21 protein-coding genes are annotated in these 23,915 nt (G+C 42.1%); 6 read left to right on the forward strand and 15 right to left on the reverse strand.

The features are described 5' to 3' along the window. Positions 1–335: 335 nt before the first annotated feature. The 5 genes from RIB93_RS30515 to RIB93_RS30535 form a co-directional block, all read right to left on the reverse strand. Positions 336–587 carry a type II toxin-antitoxin system RelE/ParE family toxin gene (locus RIB93_RS30515; RefSeq protein WP_446378728.1) on the reverse strand — a complete coding sequence of 84 codons (252 nt, stop codon included), beginning with the start codon at positions 585–587 and terminating at the stop codon, positions 336–338. Next, positions 584–853: a type II toxin-antitoxin system ParD family antitoxin gene (locus RIB93_RS30520; protein ID WP_006101934.1), complete on the reverse strand. Its 270-nt coding sequence runs from the start codon at positions 851–853 to the stop codon at positions 584–586. The genes RIB93_RS30515 and RIB93_RS30520 overlap by 4 nt, the downstream gene beginning before the upstream one ends. A 32-nt stretch (positions 854–885) precedes the next feature. Continuing rightward, on the reverse strand, positions 886–1,059 hold the full coding sequence (locus RIB93_RS30525; RefSeq protein WP_446378730.1) for a hypothetical protein: 174 nt from the start codon (positions 1,057–1,059) through the stop codon (positions 886–888). Further along, positions 1,038–2,162 (reverse strand): tRNA guanosine(34) transglycosylase Tgt, encoded by a 1,125-nt coding sequence (tgt, locus tag RIB93_RS30530; protein WP_446378732.1) that lies wholly within the window; start codon positions 2,160–2,162, stop codon positions 1,038–1,040. Before tgt ends, RIB93_RS30525 begins: the two co-directional genes overlap by 22 nt. A 63-nt stretch (positions 2,163–2,225) precedes the next feature. Beyond that, entirely contained in the window at positions 2,226–2,678 is a 453-nt protein-coding gene (locus tag RIB93_RS30535; RefSeq protein WP_446378734.1) for a hypothetical protein, read from the reverse strand. 394 nt (positions 2,679–3,072) lie between these two features. Here RIB93_RS30535 and cobS point away from each other — a divergent pair, with 394 nt between their 5' ends. Next, positions 3,073–3,864 (forward strand): adenosylcobinamide-GDP ribazoletransferase, encoded by a 792-nt coding sequence (cobS, locus tag RIB93_RS30540; protein WP_446378736.1) that lies wholly within the window; start codon positions 3,073–3,075, stop codon positions 3,862–3,864. A gap of 166 nt (positions 3,865–4,030) precedes the next feature. Here cobS and RIB93_RS30545 read toward each other — a convergent pair whose 3' ends face one another. Together RIB93_RS30545 and RIB93_RS30550 are read right to left on the reverse strand one after the other, a co-directional pair. Then, the gene (locus tag RIB93_RS30545; RefSeq protein WP_446378738.1) at positions 4,031–4,816 is read right to left on the reverse strand and encodes a DUF3153 domain-containing protein; all 786 of its coding nucleotides are present in this window, start codon (positions 4,814–4,816) and stop codon (positions 4,031–4,033) included. A gap of 804 nt (positions 4,817–5,620) precedes the next feature. Continuing rightward, a complete protein-coding gene (locus RIB93_RS30550) occupies positions 5,621–6,457 on the reverse strand; it encodes a WecB/TagA/CpsF family glycosyltransferase (protein ID WP_446378740.1) in 837 nt (278 codons plus the stop codon). A gap of 847 nt (positions 6,458–7,304) precedes the next feature. On the opposite strand from RIB93_RS30550, the gene RIB93_RS30555 reads away from it, so the two are divergent. The 3 genes from RIB93_RS30555 (at position 7,305) to RIB93_RS30565 (ending at position 12,502) form a co-directional block, all read left to right on the forward strand. Beyond that, positions 7,305–10,088, forward strand: coding sequence for a DUF4114 domain-containing protein (locus tag RIB93_RS30555; protein ID WP_446378742.1), 2,784 nt, complete (start codon positions 7,305–7,307; stop codon positions 10,086–10,088). Between the two features lie 99 nt (positions 10,089–10,187). Further along, a complete protein-coding gene (locus tag RIB93_RS30560) occupies positions 10,188–11,408 on the forward strand; it encodes a glycosyltransferase family 4 protein (RefSeq protein ID WP_446378744.1) in 1,221 nt (406 codons plus the stop codon). A gap of 29 nt (positions 11,409–11,437) precedes the next feature. Further along, a complete protein-coding gene (locus RIB93_RS30565; RefSeq protein WP_446378746.1) occupies positions 11,438–12,502 on the forward strand; it encodes an exostosin domain-containing protein in 1,065 nt (354 codons plus the stop codon). A gap of 209 nt (positions 12,503–12,711) precedes the next feature. Here RIB93_RS30565 and RIB93_RS30570 read toward each other — a convergent pair whose 3' ends face one another. The 5 genes from RIB93_RS30570 to RIB93_RS30590 form a co-directional block, all read right to left on the reverse strand. Next, complete coding sequence (locus tag RIB93_RS30570; protein WP_446378748.1) at positions 12,712–13,857, reverse strand: glycosyltransferase family 4 protein; 1,146 nt, start codon at positions 13,855–13,857, stop codon at positions 12,712–12,714. 42 nt (positions 13,858–13,899) lie between these two features. After that, positions 13,900–14,883 carry a sulfotransferase family protein gene (locus RIB93_RS30575; protein ID WP_446378750.1) on the reverse strand — a complete coding sequence of 328 codons (984 nt, stop codon included), beginning with the start codon at positions 14,881–14,883 and terminating at the stop codon, positions 13,900–13,902. Between the two features lie 81 nt (positions 14,884–14,964). Continuing rightward, a complete protein-coding gene (locus tag RIB93_RS30580; RefSeq protein WP_446378752.1) occupies positions 14,965–15,843 on the reverse strand; it encodes a glycosyltransferase family 2 protein in 879 nt (292 codons plus the stop codon). Between the two features lie 104 nt (positions 15,844–15,947). Then, positions 15,948–16,574, reverse strand: a complete 627-nt coding sequence (locus RIB93_RS30585) for a class I SAM-dependent methyltransferase (protein WP_446378754.1) — start codon at positions 16,572–16,574, stop codon at positions 15,948–15,950. 136 nt (positions 16,575–16,710) lie between these two features. Next, entirely contained in the window at positions 16,711–17,748 is a 1,038-nt protein-coding gene (locus tag RIB93_RS30590) for a hypothetical protein (protein WP_446378756.1), read from the reverse strand. A 121-nt stretch (positions 17,749–17,869) separates the two neighbouring features. Here RIB93_RS30590 and RIB93_RS30595 point away from each other — a divergent pair, with 121 nt between their 5' ends. Then, a complete protein-coding gene (locus RIB93_RS30595) occupies positions 17,870–19,048 on the forward strand; it encodes a glycosyltransferase family 4 protein (protein ID WP_446378758.1) in 1,179 nt (392 codons plus the stop codon). Between the two features lie 117 nt (positions 19,049–19,165). Beyond that, on the forward strand, positions 19,166–20,008 hold the full coding sequence (locus RIB93_RS30600) for a glycosyltransferase family 2 protein (RefSeq protein WP_446378760.1): 843 nt from the start codon (positions 19,166–19,168) through the stop codon (positions 20,006–20,008). 29 nt (positions 20,009–20,037) lie between these two features. Here RIB93_RS30600 and RIB93_RS30605 read toward each other — a convergent pair whose 3' ends face one another. From RIB93_RS30605 to RIB93_RS30615, 3 genes are read right to left on the reverse strand one after another with little or no spacing between them, the layout of a single operon-like run. Then, on the reverse strand, positions 20,038–21,261 hold the full coding sequence (locus RIB93_RS30605; RefSeq protein WP_446378762.1) for a glycosyltransferase family 61 protein: 1,224 nt from the start codon (positions 21,259–21,261) through the stop codon (positions 20,038–20,040). A gap of 28 nt (positions 21,262–21,289) precedes the next feature. Beyond that, a complete protein-coding gene (locus RIB93_RS30610; RefSeq protein WP_446378764.1) occupies positions 21,290–22,513 on the reverse strand; it encodes a hypothetical protein in 1,224 nt (407 codons plus the stop codon). Then, the gene (locus RIB93_RS30615; protein ID WP_446378766.1) at positions 22,510–23,856 is read right to left on the reverse strand and encodes a flippase; all 1,347 of its coding nucleotides are present in this window, start codon (positions 23,854–23,856) and stop codon (positions 22,510–22,512) included. Before RIB93_RS30615 ends, RIB93_RS30610 begins: the two co-directional genes overlap by 4 nt. Positions 23,857–23,915: the final 59 nt, after the last annotated feature.

The raw sequence follows: 23,915 nt of genomic DNA on the forward strand, positions 1-23,915 counted from the left end.
TAAGCATCTTGCTCGCTACTAAGCATCTTGCTCGCTACTAAGCATCTTGCTCGCTACTAAGCATCTTGCTCGCTACTAAGCATCTTGCTCGCTACTAAGCATCTTGCTCGCTACTAAGCATCTTGCTCGCTACTAATACCCAATTTAATTGCATGACAGCTTATGTACTACGCCACTACTTATAACAGGCTAAAGCCCTTACTACAAACTCCAAACTTCACCAAATTTATGTCTTAGGGTTGATGTATGATTGAGAAAAACCATCAATCCTGATAGGGATTTAGTATAATTTGCTTAAGGATTTCATGACGCCAGATTTCTTACAGGTTACGTTTTTATACAATAATCCCATTCTCAATTGGTTGATAAAAAATTAAATAATCCTCAACAGGAAAGCTTCGCAACGAAGGTAAAAGCTCATCCCGCCTCCGCCCCATGTTCGGAAAACTAGCCAACGTCCGACACTTTTGATTAATCTTCTTAAGTAAACGCTCCGCTGCACCCAAACTACTCTTATCAGCAACATAGTCGATAATACTTTCAATATCTCGACTAGCTGGAACAGTAAATTGGCAAATATTACTCATTCACCCTCTTGAGAACGACGTAAAAGCAGCTTCTGTTCGAGTTGGCTAAAAACCGTCTCACCATCAACCACCTCTCCCCGTTTCGACGCTTCAACTCCAACCATAATTTCCCCCCTCAATTCCTCAAAGCGCCCCTTATAGATACGTTCCCGTTCAGCAAACGCCCTAAGTGCAGCCAGGATAACCTCCTCCGGTGATTTGTATTTCCCGCCCTCTACTTGGCGTTGAAGAAACTGCTCAAGTTCTGGAGTTAAAGACACATTCATTGACTTTACCCTATATCGTGTTAATGATCTTCCTATTCTAGTTCTACAACTAAAACCCCAAACGCTGCGCCGCCCGTCGTTTCGCCTCCTCCCCCAGCTTCCCCAGCTTCCCCAGCTTCCCCAGCTTCCCCAGCTTCCCCAGCTTCCCCAGCTTCATCGTATCTACGAAGCTGCTCAAGTATTTTCATGCCCGCTGCACTAGCCATCGGGCAAAATCTGTGGTAAAGGTATCCCGTATAATTGCCTCTCGAATACTTTGGGTAAAGCGAATCAACTCTGTCACATTATGCAGGGAGATTAACATAAAGCCCAAAACTTCCCGCGATCGCACCAGATGACTCAGGTAGGCGCGGCTAAAGTTCTGACAGCAATAACAGGGACAAGTCGAATCCAACGCCGTAAAATCCTCACGAAACCGAGCATTTTTCAAATTCCAGCGTTCCCCCTGAACCAACGCCGCCCCATGACGCCCTAAGCGCGTGGGAATCACACAATCAAATAAATCCACACCTGATGCGATCGCGCGTGCCATTTCTCGATATGTCCCCACCCCCATCAAATACCGTGGCTTATCAACGGGTAAATACGGTGCCGTCGCCGCCACGATGTCATGGATCAAGTCCACCGGTTCCCCCACACTCACCCCACCAATGGCATACCCCGGTAAATCCAAAGACACCAACGACTCAGCCGCCTGACGACGCAAATCCAGATACACACCGCCCTGAACAATACCAAATAAAGCTTGCTGATCCGCACGAGTGTGAGCATTGATACAGCGCTTCAGCCAGCGATCGGTTCTCTCCAGTGACGCCTCAATCTGTGAACGACTCGCTGGATACGGCGGACATTCATCAAATGCCATAATAATGTCCGCCCCTAGCGCATTTTGGATGGCAATAGACCGTTCTGGGGTGAGATTAATTAACCGTCCATCCCGAGGCGAACGAAAAACCACACCCTCTTCGCTAATTTGTCGTAATTTACTTAAGCTAAAAACTTGAAAGCCGCCCGAATCCGTCAAAATTGGGCGCTGCCAACCCATGAAGTGATGCAATCCTCCCGCTTGCTGGACAATCGCTTCTCCGGGTTGTAAGTGCAGATGATAGGTATTGGCGAGAATAATTTGTGCTTGTGCTGCTTCTAACTGGGCAGGAGTTAGAGTTTTGACCGTTGCCAAAGTACCCACGGGCATAAACCGGGGCGTTTCAATCAGACCATGGGGGCTGTGCAGTAATCCGGCGCGTGCCTTGGTTTGGCTGCACCATGCCTGACATTGAAAGGAAAATGAATTGTGTTTTTGAGCCAATGGGGTTAAGGGTTCGTGATCATGCTTTGATTATTGTGGCTGATCATCTCTTTTATTTGCGGTTTAGAACGGACATTCCCCCTCATCATCAATTTGTACATCCCACCGGGCATTGAGTACCTGGGTGACCATGGCTTCTAGGGCTTCGGCGTTGAGGGTTTCCACCGATTGCTCATGTAAAGGGTTGGATAGGGGAATCAGCCTTAGCCGACGGTTATCCTGGACTAAATCAAAATAAGCCTGCTTTTCTGGCGTCTGATGCAGTTGCAAGTAATCAAAACTCTCGACATTGATGTAGATAGCTTGATTCGCAATCAGGGTAGAACGGCGGGAATCGGCAAAGACTTCCAGCACATATCCTTCCCCCTCACTTTGCTTGTTGCTATCGATGGTGTGAATATAGCGGACGCGACCCAAATCAGTGAGTAGGCGTCCCATGTCTTGCTTATTGATAATAATGCCCGTATCAATGATACAAGGGGCGGGAAGTCGGCGTGGAGGTTGATGATAACTCATGGGTAAAGCCTATGATGCATAAGGGGCTGATATTGCCTTGCAAAGAGTATTGGCATTCGTGTAAAACCCGACTGAAAAACCTAATGCTTCGATTTTAGCGACTGCCCAGCTAAAGGCAAGTCAGAAGCTGTGGCAATCAAGAATCAGAAATTCATCCACGGGCTCGTGCCGGTGGATTATTATCTGAAATACTTGAGTGTTACGGGTATTACAGTAGGGTTACTAAACCATACTATCCCAATATTTACCCGCTATTCATCGGACAATATACGTAAATTTCTGTGTAGTGAACTATGAACCCAAATCCTGAGCCACTCAATATCTCTGTGACACCTGTATCCCCGTGCTTCCGGGCTTACCTGCACCTGTGTCCCTCTAGATTAGATTATTCTCCATGAAGGGGTTTAAAGTGCAATCGATGTGGCAAGCGGTGCAAAAGTCCTGGCAGTCTTGGTTGGGTGCTATTACCTTTTATACCTGTATCCCCATTCCCATGAGTTGGGGGTTAGACTTTGAGCGCATTGCCCGTTGGGCACCTGTCGTTGGACTATTTATTGGTATTCTATTAGCCATGCTAGACGCTCTGTTGCAACACTGGGGTATGCCCCACTTGACCCGAAGTGCGATTATCGTGGTGAGTTGGGTAGCACTCACCGGAGGATTACATCTAGATGGCGTGATGGATACGGCAGATGGCTTAGGTGTACAAGATCCTCAGCGACGGCTGGAGGTGATGGCAGATAGCGTTACCGGGGCGTTTGGGGCGATGGCGGCGATCGCGCTAATTTTACTAAAAATGGCGGCGCTTACGGATATTGAGACTCATCGCTGGTTGGCATTAATTACTGTAGCCGGATGGGGGCGCTGGGGACAAGTGGTGGCGATTTCGATTTATCCGTACCTCAAACCCACAGGAAAAGGCGCATTTCATCAACAAGGGATTCGGGTGCCGATTGATAGTCTGTGGGGGGCATTTTTACTCCTAGGGGTATGTGGATTACCCCTAATCGTGAATAGAGGTAGTCTGGCGCTAGCGATAATTAGCGCCGGAGGAGGATGTGCGATCGCGCTTTTGACCGGCTTCTGGTTTTACCGCCAGTTGGGAGGACATACCGGAGATACTTATGGGGCGGTGGTGGAATGGACAGAAGCCTTATTATTGTGTTTGCTGACAATAGTTGTCTAAGCTGGGCAACGTATTGGTGAAAGTAGGGGTACGGCAATGCCCATTGGTGTCAAATTAAGGTGAAGAGCGCTGAGATCGGGGGGTGTAGGGGCGGGTTTTACAGATAACATTTTGCACCAAACTGATAACTTGACTAAACCCGCCCTTCAAAAGAGTTGGGGGAGTGTCAAACTGTTGATGTTCCGGGAAATGACTTATACTTAACCCAAAAACCGCCCAATACCAACAGTACAATTACAATCGTTCCAATTCCCAGAGGACTAGGAACCCAATAAACCACAGCTAGGCGGTTAAGTTGACCCGGAATCAGAGTCCACACAAGCTGATGTCCATCCTCATAAATCTTGGGCGCGATCGTATTATCCCCTAAATCAATAATCTTTGCCCCCCAAGGCGTCTGTAAACTAAACTGCAAATCCAACAGCGAACCCGGACTAACGATTACACTACCCTTTGCCGAAAGCACAGCTAGCGATCGCAAATCCAGTTCATAGTTTAACTGATTCTGTTGCACCACAAAAAAGCTACGTTGCTCCAGACTTAATGTCGAGTCAAGACTCGGTAAATCAACGCTTCCCCTATCCTTAGCACTTCTAGAAGTGGGGTTGACTGGGTTGAAAAATTGGTTAAACTTGGTGGTCAATTCCTGCCCATTACTAAATGGAATTGTGACGACAAGTGTTTGCTGAGAACGGCGCGTCGTTTTTCCGTGGAGTTCCTTAGCACGTCGTTCAATACTTTTCAGCCATTCAGTCGCTTGAGCATTACTAAAACTTCTCAGTTGTTCTCCCAAGCGGATTTGCTGCACTATCGCGCCGTGGTTTTCATCCTTGACGTTAACTAAAACATCATATTTAACACAGCCAGATAGGAGGAATGACACCAGCAGGACAACCCCAATCATCCGTAGGCGACTGAGAACCGAACGAACGACCGAAAATTTATTTATCAATCCTGGCTTCACCAAATTTACTCCTTTCTCTATTATCGTATTTTTGCTGTATTCCTGGGAATACCAGTACAGTTATTATAGGAATTCACCAATATTGTAATTCATTATTTTATTAGTGAAGTTTAGAATCAATTCCCAACGAAATCACATCTAAAGGATTCAATCAAAAATTTTGGTCAAACCACCGCTATCTGTGATATAGCAATACGAGGATACGTTAGGACATCAGTTAATCCCAACAGGGAACGGGGAACGGGGAACAGTAGAAAATGTCCTAACCTGCCTTAGTAATACCAAGTTGCGTTCTATCATGTCTAGGACGAGCGAAGCGAAGAATCTGGACAGATGAGCGTCACTCCGTTTCACGGAGCCTGCCCTCGAAGGTCGTGAAGGGTTTTGCTCAGCATGACAGATTCTACCTTAGACTGCAAATTAGTATAAGGCTATATTAGTCTAGAGTCCAATTTTATTATTTATCCGGGCGGGTTCTGTTGATAGATTATCGGTGTGTATCACCATTAAACGGCTAAACCCGCCCCTACAATTGACTCTTCACTTTATTACTTTTTACACTTAACTGATCAAATAAGCGCTCAGTATTTGGCGGTTACGTTGTGTCCAAACATTACTCGTGGAAACCTTAATGTCAATGATTGGGAAAGCCTTGTAGTGCGTTAAGCGAAGCCATGCCGCAGGCTTTGCATCTTGCTCGCTACTAATACCCAATTTAAATGCATGACAGCTTATTGCAGCGGACAAGTCATATAAGCGACTCCAATGATAATCTCCCACTTTATGGTCTTTTCATATAATATTAGAGGTTTGATAGTCGATTCGATTATGCTTTTTTTTGCGGGGCAAGACTTTGAAAAGCTGCAAAGCGACCAGCACCAGATAAAGTGGATTGATTAATAGATAGCGCTTCCAGAGACGAACAGGTTCTTGCATAAATCGATAGAGCCATTCTAAACCGAACGTTTGCATTAAGATTGGGGCTTCGTCAACTTGACCTGCGTGCATATCAAACGCCGCACCGACACAAAGTATCGGACAATCCAAGCGATGACGATGGGTAAACGCCCACTCTTCCTGTTTTGGACATCCTAGTCCGACAAAAACGATACCCGCTCCTGACTGGCGAATGGCTTGGACGTACTCAGCATCTTCCTGTGGAGTTATTGCTCGAAACGGTGGAGAGATTGCACCAGCGATTTTCAAATTCGGGAATTTTTCAGTCAGCTTGATTTTCAGTTGCTCTAACGTCGAATCGGTTGAACCATAGAGAAAAATACTCACGCCTTCAGCCGCTGCTCGTTCGCACACCCTTAACATAAGTTCAGGTCCCCGGACGCGATCGCGCAGATATTTTTCTCCCGATTGGCGAAACAGATTCAGCGCCCAGCGTACAGGTTGACCATCTGGGGTGACTACCGTAAAATGATTCAGGCGATAGCCATGACCTTGGGGGTCAAGATAACCGCGCATCATACTATGCACATCCGTTGCCGCTACTGTACACGATTGATGCTGTTTGGCGTTTTGAATAATCAGATCGGTACATTCCTCATAGCTTGTCCGATGAACACCAATCCCGATGATTGGGGTTTGACTGGGAGACACTGGTAAGGTTTGAGTATTCATTTCTATTTCCTCTCTATTTCCTCATAGTTGCCCAAGCAGGGTTTCGCATTTTTATCGCCCGAAGTCCCAAAACCTTGTTTCTGTAGACCTGGAGTGAGCCAGACGCACGGTCAACGGCTTTTTAGTTTGTCCTCATCTCGCTCCTCGCTAAGCCTGGGGAGTTAGGTGTGAAACTATTTTGGGTTGGAGACTAAAATCCTTTATGGGAAGCAATTTACTTTTAATTGCTCAGTCATGTCAATAGTTGTACATAGATCGAAATGTAAATCAACCAATTGCGAGTCTTTATGTAAAGACTCTTTACAAAGTTTTGTAAAGAGCGGTTAGGACGCATCATTTGGTAGAGACGTGCCATGGCGCGTCTCTACCTCTACAATAATAGTTCGTTTGTCCTAATCGATGTGTCTACTGCTATAACTTCCCCCTTTTGGATGAGAACGAGGCAGATGGCAGATCTCAGAAGGGTTGGTCAAATTACTGTGAAGTTTTCATGAAGATACGACAGGCTGTTGATGAAGAGTCTGTGAAGAGTCTATTTTTGGGTAGACAGTAGTTGATTAAATTCAGTAGTTTTACTACAGACAGAGAAAAATATACTTATAGGGTTCAGTCTAGCGATTAAATTTTTAACAAGTCCCTCGACTTGAAAGATGATCTAAGCCAACTCGGTGACACTGTTTAGTTCGCATCATTGTTCATGGATTATGAGTTTTAATCCGAGTTTGATGATGTATTAACACGGTGACGCCCTGTATAAAATCCCCTGACCTAGATAGACGTTGAGTTTTACGTTCTGGGCGAGGGATAGATTTGATCTGGCAAAAAACGGGTGCATGCTATAGAAATTATGACTATTACTACAGTTACAAGCACGGCTGACAATGGAGTGGGTTCTCTGAGAGCTGCGATCGCGCAAGCTGAGGCAGGGGATACGATTCAATTTGACTCTAGTTTAGCGAACCACACCATTACCCTCACCAGTGGTCAACTAGTCGTTGATAAAGACTTGACAATTGATGGGGGCAATGATCAAGGTATCACAATTAGTGGTAATAATGCCCACCGGATATTTGATATTAGGCGAGACGCGGGCTATAACTCCACCGAGTTTACCCTACGAAATTTGATTCTGGTTAATGGTAAAACGAATCAAGTCGGTGAAGATGGAGCTGGATCAGCAATTCGTACAGATAGTTACACCACACTCACCGTAGAAAATAGTGAATTTAAGAATAATTATGCTAATGGTGTGGGCGGTGGTGCAATTTATGCGGGTTGGCGCAGTACCAATACGATCATCAGTAGTGAATTTGAAGGGAATAGTTCATCAGGGAATAAGGAATCTGGTAAAAGTGACCGTGGCGCTGGTGCGATCGCGGTTGCTAGTGAAAGCACCACGATTGTCCGGGATAGTGAGTTTATCAAGAACACCGGAATTAACGGTGGAGCGATTAATATCGTTTTAGGGGGTCTGATTGTTGAAAACTCAACCTTTATCCAGAATGACTCGACAGCCGGTGGTTCAGTACAACTCGGTTACGGTGGTGCAATTTATACTGATGGGGCTTCGCCGACCAATGATAACAGCACTCAAGGCACGATAGAAATTCGTAACAGTCGATTTGAGGGCAATAAAGGAGCCGGACAAGGAGGAGGGTTGTTTGTCTATGTTTATGAGGGCGACACAGTAAGAATAGAGGATAGTACAATCATCAATAATCAGGTGATTGATGATGCCAAGGGCGATTCCATCGGGGGTGGACTTCGCCATGGCGTGGGTGAGTTAATCGTCAAGAATACTACATTTGCTAATAATCGAGCATTTGATCAAGGTGGGGGAGCATGGATCGGTGAGAATGCGCCTGTTACTATTGACAACAGTTTATTTTACGATAACCGAGCTGAATCAGTAGATGGGAAGGAAGGTTTAGGTGGTGCCCTCGTGCTACCGAGTGCATCTAAACCCAAAACAATCAGCAACACCACAATTGCCAATAATTACGCTGGGTTTATGGCAGGAGGATTATTTGGCGGTGGAGAAAATACCACACTCAAAAACACTCTATTTGCTGATAACTTTGCCTACAATGGCGGCAATGGTTGGAATATCAATCACCATACAGGTACAGTACTCAAAGACGGTGGAGGAAACGTCCAATCCTTAGAACCCAATCCTGAAGATAGGAAAGTAACAGAAGGTGTTACTCTGATTGACCCTCAACTGGGAATGTTTACCTATATTGGGGGAGCGGTGCAAATAGCCCCCAGACCTAGTAATCCATTAGTGACAGCAGGAGCGGTGATTAGCCCTTCTAGAGAGACTAGACCAACGGCTCCGAGTGATTTAATGCTGGCGGCCGTTTCTGCTAAGGAAATTGAACTGGCGTGGGCGGATAATAGTAATAATGAAACAGGATTTAAGATTGAGCGATCGCGCGACCAAGAAAATTGGACAGTAGTAGCAACCACGGCGGCTGATGTTACCGGTTATCGGGATACTGATTTAACCTCGAACACGCAATATTACTATCGCATTCGGGCAATTAACGATGTTGGTGATTCTGCTGCTACGTTCGCCCAGGTAACCACCGATAGTATAACCCCCCCTGTACCTAGCCCTCCACCTATCCAAGAACCCACACTGAGTCACACATCCGAGGATGTTTTCTTCGTGGAAGGAGACTCGGATGCGGTTCAACTTCAATTTGATTTAACTGGACGTGACACGGATTCGGTTAATGAAGTTGGCATTTTTTGGGTAGATGATCAGTCAGGTTATATTAACGGTATTGCTCCTGGGGAAACTGGGTATCTGGAAGCCGCACTCAGCCAATCCCAAGTTGTTTTCTCAGTACTTCCTGGGAATCAGTTTCCGGATTTGAGCTTCACCCGTCAATTTGGCATAGATGGGGGTCAGGAATTTGGGTTTTACCTGGTCAACGATAGTACCACGGATATGGTACGGGCTGAGTTGGCGGCGGGAGGAACTCCTGATAATATATCTTTTGGCTTGACTTCTGCCAATGGGGATCAGTTTGACCCTGTACAGGTATCAGAACTGGGTGATAACTACTATAACCTGGCGTGGGAAGATGGATACGATGGGGACTTTAATGACCTAGTTTTCTCCGTTCAAATCACGGAGACTGAGCCAGGATTCGGAACCCAGTTACAAGGAGGACAAGAAGGGGAAATTATTGACTTACGGGATCAGCTAACGGGTATGATTCCGGCTGTGTTTGGTGTCAATAGTGACGCGGAGTATGACAATGACTTTGGATTTTATGTCATTGATGACTCGGATGGTCGCATTGGGGGTTTGCTACCGGGTGACTCCGGTTATGCTGAGGCGGCGGTTAGTCAGCGGTTGGACACAAACGTGGGACTCCCGGCTGGGACGTTAGTTGCTCCGTTTATTATCGCCGATGGTACAGTAGAGGAGTTTTTGACAGAGAATCCCCTTAATCAGAGTGGTGAAGACGTGATGGCTTATTTTGCCTTTATAGGGGCTAACCCGGATGGGGTAGATCATGTCCGCTTGCTGGGGGATAATACCTTTGGGTTTGAGGATCAACTGGGTGGAGGCGATCGTGATTATAATGATTTGGTGGTTCAGGTGAATTTTATTTAGGCAGTTGTTTCCTTCTTGCATACAAAAAGGATATGTGATCGCGTCCTTGGGGACTCAGATGAGGAACGCCCTTAGTCTTGACCAAGAGGTACTCCGCTGATGAAAATTCTAGTATCTGCCTATACCTGTGAACCCGGTTGTGGCTCCGAAGAAGGAGTCGGCTGGAATACAGCGCTGGCACTCGCTAAGTATCACGAGACTTGGGTACTAACCCGAACGATTTTCCGCTCGACTATTGAGGCAGAACTTATTCGTCACCCTGTCCCTAAATTGCACTTTATCTACTTCGATCCCTTCAATTGGACAGAAGATTGGAGAAATAAGCAAGGGGCTGTTCAACTGCACTATTACCTTTGGCAGATACAAGCCTATTTCATAGCGCGTCCGTTGCATGAACAAATTGGTTTTGATGTGGTGCATCATGTTACTTATGTCAAGTTTTGGTCGCCCAGCTTCCTGTCACTATTACCTGTTCCCTTTATTTGGGGACCTGTTGGTGGTGGGGAACAGGCGCCTAAACCGTTTTGGGCTGATTTTAGTTTACGGGGAAAGGTCTACGAAACGCTGCGAGACTTGGCTCAACGATTGGGTGAAAGAGATCCGTTTACTCGGATTACGGCTCGGCGAAGTATAGTAGCACTGGCAACAACGGCGGAAACTGCCCAACGTTTGTCAAAGCTCGGAGCAAACAATGTGCAGGTATTATCTCAAATAGGCTTATCTAAACCGGAGCTAGCTCGTCTAGAACAATGTCCCATGCCTGAGGCTTCCACAGTAAGATTTATCAGTATGGGCAGGTTGTTGCACTGGAAAGGTTATCACCTGGCGGTGCGTGCCTTTGCTAAAGCTAATCTAGCGGATGCTGAATATTGGTTGTTAGGGGATGGAGCGGAACGAGAACGGCTGCAACTGTTAGCTGAAGAGTTAGGAGTTGCGTCCCAAATCCAGTTTTTTGGAAATCTGCCTCGTGAACAATCTCTGGAGCGGTTAGGGGAATGCCACATTCTCGTTCATCCTAGTCTGCACGATTCTGGAGGGTTGACGTGTTTGGAGGGAATGGCAGCAGGGCGTCCCGTTATTTGTTTAGATTTAGGTGGACCTGCTACCCAGGTGACGGCGGAAATGGGAATTAAAGTGCCCGCCTTAAATCCGGAGCAGGCGGTGCAGGGGTTGGCAGAGGCGATGACTCGTTTGGCACATGACTCAGAGTTAAGAAATAGCCTAGGACAAGCTGGTCAAAAGCAGGTCAATGAGATATATGATTGGGATGTTAAGGGAGAATTGTGGGCTGAGATTTATCGGAAGTTGCCAATAAAATAGGGGCGATTTGCAATATTATATGAATGCTTATGGAACGCAAACTGAAACTGACCACTCTTGGCATTGAACTAGCACAGGCAGACCAATTTCCCAATGGATGCCCCCTGCTCAAAGCATGGCGTGGTGCTTATTCTCCAGCCTTTAATCAGGTGATTCAAGAGACGTTTGATATTGTTGAGACTCAAGACGCGGATGGGTTTTTGTTGCCCTCTAATGTTTCATTCTATTCCCCCGAACGACTCCACGAGATTGGCACGATAGTTTCTCAACTTCAGTTACCTTCCATTGGGTTTGATATCAGCCATGAGCGACAAAAACCTGCATGGCTCGACTATATTATCCGCTTTTCTTGGTATCGTTCACTGCATGAGTCTGGGGTGATTCTCAGTCCAGCATTCCTCGATTCAGATGGGTTTGATTTAATCGTGGAATTAGGTATCCGCGACTGGCAACCGATGGAAAAAGAACACTTGCCAAGTGTCAGTTTTTGTGGGAGAGAAGGAGGAGCGATGGGACTAGCTATTTGGAAGATGATGCCTAAAAGTCTGACCCGTCAGATGGCAGCTAATTTTTTCTGTGGTACAACTCGTGGAATACGGGCAACGTGTTGTTACCCACTGCGAGTTGATGCCATGCAAATTATGGAAAAAGATCATCGCATCAAGACGGATTTTCTGCGGCGCGGAAGAGTGGGAATGGGACCCAGTGTACAAGGAAACAGACGTCAGCAATTTTTGAATAATTTACAACAGAACGCTTATGCCCTCTGTGTTCGCGGTACTGATAATTATAGTTGGCGATTCTATGAAGCGCTTTCTTTGGGTAAAGTACCGATACTGATTGACACAGATTCTATGTTGCCTCTAGAGGATGAAATTCCTTGGGATCAGTTTATTGTCCGGGTTCCGTCTACTCGTTTACAGGAGTTACCTGAACGGTTGTGGGAATGGCATTCTCGGTTTTCTCCTTCGGAATTTTGTGAACTACAGCGACAGTTACGATTACTTTTTGAGCGATTGACTCCAGCGCGATTTTATCCAGAGGTATTTAGGAAAATCCTGAAAGGACATGAAAGGATATATAGGAATGTGTAGGGATATATAGGAATGTGTAGGGATTTGTAGGGATTTGTAGGGATTTGTAGGGGCGAGTCGCTGAGCAAATGCGGCGGTGTGAGAATTAATGTGTCTCGACTCGCCCCAGTCTGAATGTATGCGGTGTGAACTCATTACTGATACTTGATGCAGGGCAATCCGATAAGATTTATGGGTTAGTTGTGTTGATTTTATGCGGTGTGTCGCACCTACTGGTTCAAAGCAAAAGAGGTAACCTCTATCAGAAAATTAGCCGCAGCTTCGGGATTATGCTGGGCGATAAGCTGCTGCGATTGTTGACCCATTGAAATAATTAAATCTGGATTATCGATAAAACATTTTATATGTTTAGCCAATTCTTCAGGATGATAGGGATCAAAAATATAACCATTTTTCCCTTCAACAACCAGTTCCGAAGAACCCGCCCATTTAGAACATAGAATTGGTTGACCAAACGCCATGGCTTCCAGGAGAACTACACCCCAAATATCTTCCAAGGTAGGAAACACAAAAACATCGGCTTGACGGAAATAAGCCCCTAATTTATCGTAGTTGCCCCAACCCACCCACCGCAAACAATCCATTAATCCCTGATTTTGACTATATATTTCCAGTTCTTTTCGTTGTTCTCCATCACCGACAATGAGTACGGTATAGTTTTGGTATCCCTGCTGCTTAAGAATTGTGCAAGCCTCTAACAGGAAACGTAACCCTTTGCGGGGAATGAGTTTACCGACAAACAGAAAAATTGGATGCTGATACTCAAGTTCACTATTTGCTTCTTCGCCCTGTTGTCCCAGCAAGGTTTTCACATCGGGTACTTGATAGGGTCTAGCAAACACACGATGTTCTTCAGCGCCGAGAATTTTGGTCAGATAATTTTTGCCTCCATTCGTATTTGTGATATAGGCATCCGCAAAGCGAACCATCGTACTTCGCAAGATTAAACGCCGTCTGGAGTTGATATAGTCTATAGTGGGAGAACTACCATCGTAAATAATGATGACTTTCCACCTGCCTAAAGGTTTAAAGACCAAGCTGAGTAACGTCCATAATGAAAAACCACTGACAAAGATGACCTGAGGTTGAAACTTAAACAGTTCAACGATAATCCTTGGGGATAGGGATATAAATCCGGGACTGTAACCTGTTCCTTGGGTTGTTGGTACAAATTTAGTCTTGCCGACAACTTCAACAGTAAAGGCGTCTTCAAGCCCAGGAACAAATCCTTCCCAAAACCCGGTATAAACTTGGGTTTGTGGAAAGGTTTTGGTAAATTCTTTGAACAGTGGCTGCCAGTAATTTTGTCGTTCCATTGAAGGCAGCAGCCAAGCAATTGAAATGGTATTCTTCACGTTCACTTTACTGAGCTTTTTTGGGCGAATGTATGACCTTGCTTATTTATTATAGGTTTCGATATCACGTCTGTGATAACGCCAGTTGTTAAACAGTCTTGCTCCCATGTAGGCAATGTTTCTTAAGGGAAACCAAAGGAAAGAAGTTACAACGTTAAACTCAATCGGGTAGTTATATTTCATCAAGTAAGGTGCGGCTATCAATTCATAAATGAATCGATCGATCTGAGACATCTTGGTTAAATATTTTTTCGTGTTTGTTGGTTTAATTTCACTAATTTTACGAATAAATAATTTATCTTTTGTTTTTAAGGCTGTGTTTTTACTGATACTTTTATCATTTTCATCAGCAATAAATTTCTCATAATCTATTTTCAAGAATACACAAAGCTCCTTTAATTCTGTAGCAGGATCACTTAATAAGTCTTCATAACGAAGCTCATAAAAATCGAGGTTATTAATTTCTTCAATACGTCGGAGTCCATCAATCCAATAAAGGGCATTTGTTACGACACCCTGAGGTCCAAATTTTACGGCATCCTTCCGATGGATTTCTTTATACGATAAAAAAACATCTCGACCATCTCTGACAACGTGAACAATCTTTGCCTCTGGAAAGGTGCGAATAATTCTATCAATTCCAGCGATTAATACAGGACGTTTAATGCCCCATTGTTGACTGTCTAGTCCAACGTGTTTAAGATAAGCGTTATAGATAGTAGAATTGATATCAGTAAAGGTTTGGGGAGCCTGATCCTTCAAACAAGTCAGTAAATAGTCTTCTGTCATCTCCCACCCATTATCTTCAGAGGTATTAATGAAAAGCTTTACAATTTTTTTGTAATCCTCGTCACTAAAATGCTGTTTGTCATAATAAAAAGGGTATGCCCTAGTGATCAAATCGCTTTCGGGTGGAATATGAATTTGATTGCTGCCATTCAGGAGTCCCCTTAACAAGGTTGTTCCAGCTCTTCCTGAACTGACGATAAACACAGGCGGTATCTTCTTATGTGAGGCTTGATTCATGTTGGAGGTGACTCAATTGAGTAGATGCGATAGAGAAATATCCTAACATAGAAATAGTCTTGTATCCGTATCTGGTTGTTTTCATGCTTTCTTCGCCTTTGCTTTAGGCAAAAGTGAAACTAATCCTAAGCGTACATAGGGGAGTAACCAATAGAACAACCATAACCAACCCGCATGACGTTGGCAAAATACTCTTGACTCTCTGGGAGGTAAACCCTTTTTATCCGTGACTGCTTGCCATCGCTGCTTTAATGTGAATCCGGGATCATGCCAGGGGTGTCCTTGGGGTGGGTTCGTTTGGCATTTCCCAGCATAGCCGGGTGCTACCCAAACGCTACACCCTTGACGTTGCGCTCGCAAGCCATAGTCGGTGTCACCAATGCTATGACTGAAGGTGGGATCGATGTTTCCCAGGATTTGCACAACAGCGCGGGGGATCAAGACGCAGTTACCATTCAGGGTTTCCGCTGGTTTGGGTTCTGTACTGGGTTCAACAAGGCGATATTTGAAGGGATGCCACCAGGTTTTTCGCACGACTCCACCATAAGTAAGTTTGTCGGTTTCTGGATGGCGAGTGGAACCAACGATAATGGCTTTCTCATACCCTTGCTTGGCTAGCTGGTGAGAGGTTTGCCAAAGGCAAGATAACGTCTCTGGGTAGAGTATGGTATCGTCATTAAGCCAGAGGTAGTAGTCATAATCATGCTGGAGTGCTTCCGCAAAGGCTTTGTGCATTCCCCGGTTCCAGTAGAGAGTTCCATCCCCTAGCACGAGTTTGACTTGAGGATAAGTCTGCTGTACTGCCTCAGCTGTACCATCGGTGCTGCCATCATCGACTAGATAGACATCTAGGGTAAAATGGCTAGGGACTGTCTGGCTAAATAAAGCCTCTAGACAAGCCAAGGTCTTGGGTTTACGATTATGGCAGGTGATCAGGACGGCAGTGCGATCGCGAATCATGGGTTGACCTAAATTTTAAGGTGTGGAGTTATTCTTTTGAATATTTATTAAGTCCAGAATTTGTTGAACGTAAGTATTCATGTTTGAGTTAATATCTATATATTTCACTCTTTAGTGGCAATTACCAAATAACTACCATAAAGCGAAAGAATTGGGAATTTTTCACCTAAAATGCGAGTAACTTTACCACTGCCTGTGATTTCAACATTTACGAAACCCACTGATTCTAATTGCTGTTTTAAGTCAGTCGAATAATGTTGTGAGACATGAGCACCGCCTAGAACACTTCCTCCGGTCAATTTTAGACGCAGGTAGTTAGGATTAGGTGTTGTTAACAGCAATCTGCCAGCAGGTTTAAGAATTCGATAGAATTCCTGTAATGTGCTGAGTACCTCATCTGGATAAATATGCTCAATAAATTCGCCAGCAACAACAACATCAAAAGAGAAATCCGGTGATTCTATGTTACTTGAATATGAACAGATTGTATTAACATAAATATCGGGGGATATCTTAGCTAAACGGCTAGCTACACAATCTAAGCCAACCACTTTAAGACTTGGATTCAATTCTTTGAGAATTTGTCCACCTCTTCCTGTATTGCATCCAATATCAATAACTGTTTGAACATCGTCAGGAAAATGACAGTAAAATTGCTTATATCTCTCTCGAGTAAATGGATCAGTTTCGCTAACTTCTTGCGCTATATTCAGCTCTTCATAATTTCTCATTGTTTGCCCCCTAAATCATCCTAATACTAAGGTACTAAATAAGCTACTTTTTTGGACTGGCATTTATTGCCAATTATCAGCACAGTCGTGTATTCGGAGTCCATCTATATACCCGACAACTGTAGTTCAGAGGAAATTATACCTTTTTGATCAGCTTCTTTATTTTATTCCTAACGCGCTGAGGACGCACTAATTCCCAAACTGGAGCTAACTGATAAAAATCTTTCAAACGATCATTTGCAAAAAATCTCATATACTTTTTGGCTGAACCTTGGCAATGCAAGGCTAAAAAAGCTACATCCTTGCCTAATTTTTTGTTAAAGCTGTAGGGGATACCATCTTTAAACGTAATCTGCTTAATTCCACCAATAGTAACAGGATATTCATTCAATTCAAAATTCTCCGAAGACGTAATCCAATTGTCAATAGTCATACCATCATAGACTTTAGCTGTATTAAACACATCTGTTTTTCCTTTCGCCCATAGATAGAGCAATGTCATTTCACATACTCCACCAAGAATATGATTTTTGATATGCCACTCATATTTTTCTTGAAGTAGGCTTAAATTTTTACTGTAGGTTTCGATACAAAAATCTGTAAATGATGTAATTCTTTCTAGTGTCCAATAAGAATTATGTCCGAATGCCGCCCATCTGTAATTGTCTTGATGCTGAGGAATACTCAGAGAAGCAACAATATCTTTATTGTGCAAATACCTTGAATACTTGTCATAAAAATTACTAAAGCTGATTACATCACTATCTAGCATCCAAGCTTTGTCTATATTATTTTGATTCATCCATTCTCTGAGACAAAAAAAACGTTCAAAAATTAGCAGGTCATATTCTGAATTATAAGACGACATTTTAGTATATACTTTCAAAAAATCCTGATACACTGGGGAATTTAATTCGTCTTTCATTAAATGAGGCTTCCATGCCCTTTTATTGGATTCATCTCCTATTAACAAAACATCGCTGTTATATTTTTTGGCTGTTGTTAACGCTAGCCGTAGATAGTCTATATAGCCAACATGAAAGATGAAAAGAGGAATATTCATTTTATTGCCTTTACCTTTATATTTGATAGTAATATGATTAAGTCGCCCAATATTTACAAATCCATTATATATACAACTGCTAAAGTTAGCAGATTTAAATCTAAGATGCATTTTTTTTTTACATAAGTAAATAAAAGTTTTTTTTTTTTTACAAAAAATTATGTGCTGATTTATCATAATCTTGATATAATCAATTCATTACTGTTTTAGTTGCTAAATATAATTTTTGCTTATGATTAATCTGATAGCATTCCGCCCTGGCGTTATTAGCCATCGAACCGAATTTAAAGTACAAACGCTAATATATAAATATCTACAAGAATACTATGACTATAGCTTTACCATCGTCAAATCAGAGGAAGAGAGCTATGAAGATCCAGATTTTCAAATTATTGCTCTCCCCAGAAAAGCATGGAAAGGAAGTTTGTCCAGACTAGGACTCCCCAAGATAAATTCAACTAACAAATATCTTAACTCAATTTTTACTCAAGCGAATGGTATATTGACCGTAGATCCTACAATCTACCCACAAGGTCTATTGGCTATTAAAAATGCCCATCGATTTAAAAAGCCAGTCTTTCTTAATGTTTCACTTACTGTTAGAGGTGTTCCTCAAGATTTCACTTGGCCTCTGAAACGGCGTTTTTGGATGAGAAAAGCATTTTATCAAACCCAGAAAATAATTGTTACAATTCCTAAATGTATTGAACGTTTTGAAGATATAGGTTTATTTGATGAAGTCATTGCTCCTAAATTTAGTATTCTAGGGCATCCTATCGATACTCAAAAGCTTACACCAAAACCGAAACTTTCTGAGCAAGATGGCATATTACGTGTGTTAGTCATATCGAGAATGATACCAGAAAAAGGATTTCTTTATATTTTAGAAGCAATGACTCCTTTATTAAAAACACGTAGTAATTTACTGCTGCAATTTTTGGGTTCAGGTCCAATGCGATCCTTTTTAGAAGCCGAAGTCACCGAACGTAACTTAAATGAAAAAGTAGCATTTTTGAATTCGGTTCCTCATGAAGAAATCCCCAATATTTTAGGAAAGGCGGATATATTTGTCAATCATGCGGTAAGTATTGGGCGTTGGGAAGAATATTTTGGTATTGCTAACCTTGAGGCAATGTCTTGTGGTCTACCTTGTGTACTAACTAACTGCGGTGGTATCCCCTATGCTATCCGAGAAAAAGATTTAGCGTTTCTTGTTGAGGAACGAAATATTGTCCAGTTGCGCGAAGCAATTTCCTGTCTTGTCAATTCTGAACAAAAACGACGAGAAATGGGACAAAAAGGACGTCACTATGTAGAAGACTACTATGCACTACCTAAGATGGCTGAAAAATTCCATAGAATTTTGCAAGGTGGTTTGACTAAAACATCAAATAAAATTTTAGACAAATAGCCCAAGAAAAAATGAATCAATATTTTATAAGATTTCTCTCTGCTTTTCAATGTTTTTGAATCTCCTACCTCCAACTGCATACATCTCTTTGTCAATAATCAACTTAACTTTTGAGATATGTCTACTATTAGCTGTATTATCGTTAGCTACAACAACGGGTCATTTTTGAAAGAGGCTATACTCAGTGTAGTTAATCAAACTTTGCCAGTCAAGGAAATTATTGTTGCTGATGATGGCTCTACCGATGGTTCAAGAGACTTAATTATATCTCTCGCTCATGAGCATTCCAAAATTAAGCCAATTTTCCGAGAAAAAAATCTGGGAGTAAGTATTAACCGAGACTTAGCTATTAGGGCCGCTCAAAGTCATTTAATTACAACAGTTGATGGAGATGATTGGTACTCTCCCCAAAAAATTGAGCAAGAATTTATAGCATTTAACAAGCGTGAGAACTCAATAGCTTATTCTGATATTTGTGTCACCCAACAAAAAATAGAACAAAATTATTGTTTAGATCTTGCAATGTTTGCGGATTTTAATCAACAGCAACGATTAAGCTGGATGATTAATAATTTGGTAAAAATACCGAGAGATATGCTTTTTTCTAAAAAGCTCTACTTAGAAATTGGGGGAATTCAGCATAGTCTCAAAAAATATGAAGATTGGGAGTTTAAAATTCGCTTAGCTGCTTGTCCTAATCCATGGATACATTCTGGCATTGATGGTATTAATTACCGAAAAACAAACTTTGGACTATCACAAGATAATTCACTAATGCATATTAAGTATCAATACCAAGCTCTTAGATTAAATCATAAGTTGATTAGAGAGTATTTAGGAGAACAGCAATTTTGGCTGTCTCTTGGGAAAGTTTTGCTAACAACCGAACGCTCCATATTTGGTATTCGTAGCAATTTTAAAAAACTACATCAAGCATTTTTAAGTCTAAGCAAAAGATAGATTGCACCATTTCAATTATTCTCATGCTACTAAATACCAACTAATTTGAACAAGTTTGACAGGGAATCAAGATTGACCAAAATATTAGCACGACCTAAGCCGGGATCAACATATTCAGGTGGTCTTTTCCCTTCACCTAATAAATAATAGTAATCAAGATTAACTTGATTACTCAATGAATAATAACAAACATTGACATAAAACGGCGAGAAAATTTCTATAACCTTAGTCCCTGAGTTGCAGAACACTAGATTGGTTAGTCCAGCCCCATGAGGAGCAAGTATAAACTTAGCCCTTGAAAAAAGCAAGGCTTGCTCAGCAACTGACATTGACTCTAAAAAAATAGTTTTAAATTTGTAGGGAATTAAAAATTTTACCAATTCAGCTTCATTAATGATTTTGCGGTTATTTGTACGAGTTCGACTGATATAGATCCGTTCGGGTAGATCAGAGATTTTCGTCTGGTTGCCCGATAGAAAAGTATTTCTTAAAAAATCACATGCCCACTTGGGTATATTACCACTGATTCCTGGCAAAGAAGGAACAACTAACTGGGTTGCCTTGATATGAGGAAACTTAACACTTTCTATGATTTTGGATTGATGAATGCCTAAAGTTTTTAAAGTTTCCTTGTGAAACGGTGCTTGGTAAAGATTTACTAAAAAATTATCAATTGTATTCAAGTCAATATTGTTCAGACGCAATAATTCAATGCGTGGTAAAACATCACACATCCAATGAAAGTATCCTTCACCTGCTATCGCTGATAATACAGCAACTGTACCATCAATACATTGAAGCTTTGGAAACTTCCACTGACAAAAAATAGGATGATCGTTAATACTTTGTGAATAAATTCTAGAGAGATCTGCTAAAACCTTATCATCAGGAGTAATAATGGTTCCCCCTTGACCCAAAACTCGTCCATTGGGAATCTTTACGACAAATGTTTCTGGCGATTCGCGCTGATATTCTTGTTTAAATTTCCAATGCGCTTTTTTATCCAGTCGCCCAGGTTCGGTTCTAACTATTTGATGGGGAAAATGAATTTTTTTGTAGTTTTCTTGAAGCTTTACTTTATTTAATCCTGAGTCATTAATCCAATCCTCAGTAACCTCATAAAAACCTTGTGGCAAACCAAAAAGCTTTGATCTTTCTGGCAATTTAAGTAGAAAGTTAACCAAAATTTTTGCGATTGGTTTGTTAAGTTTGTACCAATAGGCTCTTAATCGTATTTTCAAAGACTCATGCATTTTGAATAAAACCTTCGTTTATTTGAAATTAATTTTTTTGGGGTTTATCAGCTATCATTTGCTTGTGCAAATGTGAATACCTCAAAACCATCTTTGACGCAATAGAGGCGATGCAATTAATATTAGTATGAAGTGGTATATACCGATAGCGCAATGATGCTATTCTTGGATCTGTTTCTTGATAGAGAATATCTTGAGCAAAGTTATTCCAGCGACCATCTGGCATTAAATCAAGTGTCATGCCAGCATGACCTGAGGGTAAAAGCATGTTGGAACCGTGTCTCCCTATAACTAAGCGACTTTCTGAATAGAGCTTGCACAGTCCCCTCTCGCTTTTTTCGTCAAACTTATCCACTCGGAAGTCTTCAATCCAGCTAGGAAACTTTGTCTGTTTGCCTAAACCAGCAACGGCAAATTTTGAAAAGGGAATACTCGTTCTTAGTTGGCTCAATAGCTGACGCACTCGCCAATTCTGTAACATGACTATCGGCTTATGTATTTTTAATTTTTTAAGAACTCGGAAAATAAAAGAAGTCCAGCCGCTTTCATTATCAAACCACAGCCGATCCTCACGCCAAATATAGGTTATTTGAATTTCCTTATCCTGATCAAAGCGATGCTTAGGGACTTGAGTGAACCGAGTCACGTCAAACTGACTTGGATGGGAATGAGCTTTACTGACATACACTTCATCAAAAAGTTTTAATTCTTCGCTGACAAACTCCGAAAAGCTTGGATAGTAACTTAAACCATGTTTGAGAGGAATCGGGACTGTCCAAACTTCAGCCACTCCATCAGGAACCATCCATCTTAAAAAGGGTGGAATAATCACCACCAAACCGTAACTAGGATGGGAGTCTAAATGTCTTTGGGCATTGAGCAACTTAAGCAGGCAATGTCCATACCAAAAGTCTATACAGTTTAGTAAAATCACCTGCTTATATGACTTGAAAATTTCTTTGTCAATATTAAGTTGTTCTGGGATAGGATTTTCCAGAGCTTTAAGCAAGTGTTGTGCGTGATCCTGGGCTGTCTTGTCACCCCAAATTTGTCCTTTGCTTACGTCAATCTGGTAAGGATGGTCAATAACATGGCTAATTTCCAGGCTCTCTAAAAGTTGGGCATTGCAACAGGGGCATTGAGATTTAATGTAAGTATACATACCCTGCCAGTTTACCTTGATAGGTTGTAAGTGGGTTTGGCAATAGGGACAATTGGAATTATGTTCAATCTCTGGTTTAATTTTAATCATTGGACTACTCCTAATATTCTTCTATAGACTTGATATAGGTTCAGAGATCGCAGTACCATTACACCAACTAACCTCAAATCGGTCAAGACAAAATTCAGCACAATAATAACGATAAAGTAGGTAATGATAGTAGCTATTGTAGCTCCTATTGCTCCAAAGTTTGGAATCAGAAAAAGGTTTAATGCTATGTTAATAAACGCACCCGATAGACTGAGATATAAAGAATACTGTAACTTCCTTTCTATATTAAGATAGTTACTTCTTGCCATTCCGAAATTCGTTCCAAATTGTGCCCAAACGTAAAGCGATAATATAGGGGCAGCGGCGGCGTAGGGTTGTCCATAAAGTGTGTATATAATGTAAGGAGAGAGCAGAGAAACTGGAAGAGCGATGACTAACCACATAAGCATCATTATATCAAAATAGATCTGGAAGTATTTATAATATATTTCATTACTTTCAGATTTTACTTTTGCCAGTTTAGGTAAAACAGATTGAGCAATAATAATAGGGATAAAATCGAAAGTCTCGGATAATTTTACAGCAACTGAATAGAAGCCCAATTCTGATGTGTCTTCTAACATAGAGCCTAGCATAACTTGATCAATTTTGGAATACACATAAATAGCTATACCTGACAAAATCAGGGGACAGCTCTCTCGGAGGAGGCTTTTTGCCCGTATCCAGCTAAAGCGCAATGAACTCAAATAATTGCCGTTAATGCGATAGGAAATGACTCGTGCTAGTCCCATCAAAGCTGTTTCAGCTAATTTAGCCCAAGCAAAGGCAATAACAGCAGCTTGTATATAAATTAAGCCTAATCTCAGTGCTGAAGTACAGATAGCGACAAAATTCCGTGGAACAACGATATACTTGGACTGAAGTTGTGACTGAAACCAGTAATCAATTGTGCCAAACGCCTGGAAAATCGTACCCGTTGCGACGATACCCACCAACCAACGGGTAACAATTTCATTGGGTTTGACTAGAGAAATGGTAAAAACTGTAATCACTACAGTTATCACGCCACCAATTAGTCGTAGAACAAAAGCTGTTCCTAGGGTTAAGTTCTTATTTTGAGCCGAGGGTTCACGAGCAATTTCCCGAACAACGATTGTACCTAAACCTAAATCCGCGATCGCACCGAACATGGAAACCCAGGTAATGGCATACGTCAGTAAACCATAGTCTTGTGGCTTGAGATAACGAGCTACCCAAATGCTGACAACTAAAGCCAGCCCCATCTGGAATATCCGATCAGCCAATAGCCAAGACGTGTTACCTAGAACCTGGCGTAACCCAGGACTTAATCGTTGAGTGATCGCGGCTAATTTGTTTAACATTTAGGATAATTGCACCCGATTAAATCTAGTCAGATTTTAGAAATTTAAATACTGAGTAA

The sequence above is a fragment of the Coleofasciculus sp. D1-CHI-01 genome (assembly GCF_040218875.1).
Classification (GTDB): domain Bacteria; phylum Cyanobacteriota; class Cyanobacteriia; order Cyanobacteriales; family Coleofasciculaceae; genus Coleofasciculus.

Bases quoted from the DNA above. Each gene is read 5' to 3' on its own strand.
- RIB93_RS30515 (WP_446378728.1), bottom strand. From the start codon at position 587: ATGAGTAATATTTGCCAATTTACTGTTCCAGCTAGTCGAGATATTGAA.
- RIB93_RS30520 (WP_006101934.1), bottom strand. From the start codon at position 853: ATGAATGTGTCTTTAACTCCAGAACTTGAGCAGTTTCTTCAACGCCAA.
- RIB93_RS30525 (WP_446378730.1), bottom strand. From the start codon at position 1,059: ATGGCTAGTGCAGCGGGCATGAAAATACTTGAGCAGCTTCGTAGATAC.
- RIB93_RS30535 (WP_446378734.1), bottom strand. From the start codon at position 2,678: ATGAGTTATCATCAACCTCCACGCCGACTTCCCGCCCCTTGTATCATT.
- cobS (WP_446378736.1), top strand. From the start codon at position 3,073: ATGAAGGGGTTTAAAGTGCAATCGATGTGGCAAGCGGTGCAAAAGTCC.
- RIB93_RS30550 (WP_446378740.1), bottom strand. From the start codon at position 6,457: ATGAATACTCAAACCTTACCAGTGTCTCCCAGTCAAACCCCAATCATC.
- RIB93_RS30555 (WP_446378742.1), top strand. From the start codon at position 7,305: ATGACTATTACTACAGTTACAAGCACGGCTGACAATGGAGTGGGTTCT.
- RIB93_RS30560 (WP_446378744.1), top strand. From the start codon at position 10,188: ATGAAAATTCTAGTATCTGCCTATACCTGTGAACCCGGTTGTGGCTCC.
- RIB93_RS30565 (WP_446378746.1), top strand. From the start codon at position 11,438: ATGGAACGCAAACTGAAACTGACCACTCTTGGCATTGAACTAGCACAG.
- RIB93_RS30575 (WP_446378750.1), bottom strand. From the start codon at position 14,883: ATGAATCAAGCCTCACATAAGAAGATACCGCCTGTGTTTATCGTCAGT.
- RIB93_RS30580 (WP_446378752.1), bottom strand. From the start codon at position 15,843: ATGATTCGCGATCGCACTGCCGTCCTGATCACCTGCCATAATCGTAAA.
- RIB93_RS30585 (WP_446378754.1), bottom strand. From the start codon at position 16,574: ATGAGAAATTATGAAGAGCTGAATATAGCGCAAGAAGTTAGCGAAACT.
- RIB93_RS30590 (WP_446378756.1), bottom strand. From the start codon at position 17,748: ATGCATCTTAGATTTAAATCTGCTAACTTTAGCAGTTGTATATATAAT.
- RIB93_RS30595 (WP_446378758.1), top strand. From the start codon at position 17,870: ATGATTAATCTGATAGCATTCCGCCCTGGCGTTATTAGCCATCGAACC.
- RIB93_RS30600 (WP_446378760.1), top strand. From the start codon at position 19,166: ATGTCTACTATTAGCTGTATTATCGTTAGCTACAACAACGGGTCATTT.
- RIB93_RS30605 (WP_446378762.1), bottom strand. From the start codon at position 21,261: ATGCATGAGTCTTTGAAAATACGATTAAGAGCCTATTGGTACAAACTT.
- RIB93_RS30610 (WP_446378764.1), bottom strand. From the start codon at position 22,513: ATGATTAAAATTAAACCAGAGATTGAACATAATTCCAATTGTCCCTAT.
- RIB93_RS30615 (WP_446378766.1), bottom strand. From the start codon at position 23,856: ATGTTAAACAAATTAGCCGCGATCACTCAACGATTAAGTCCTGGGTTA.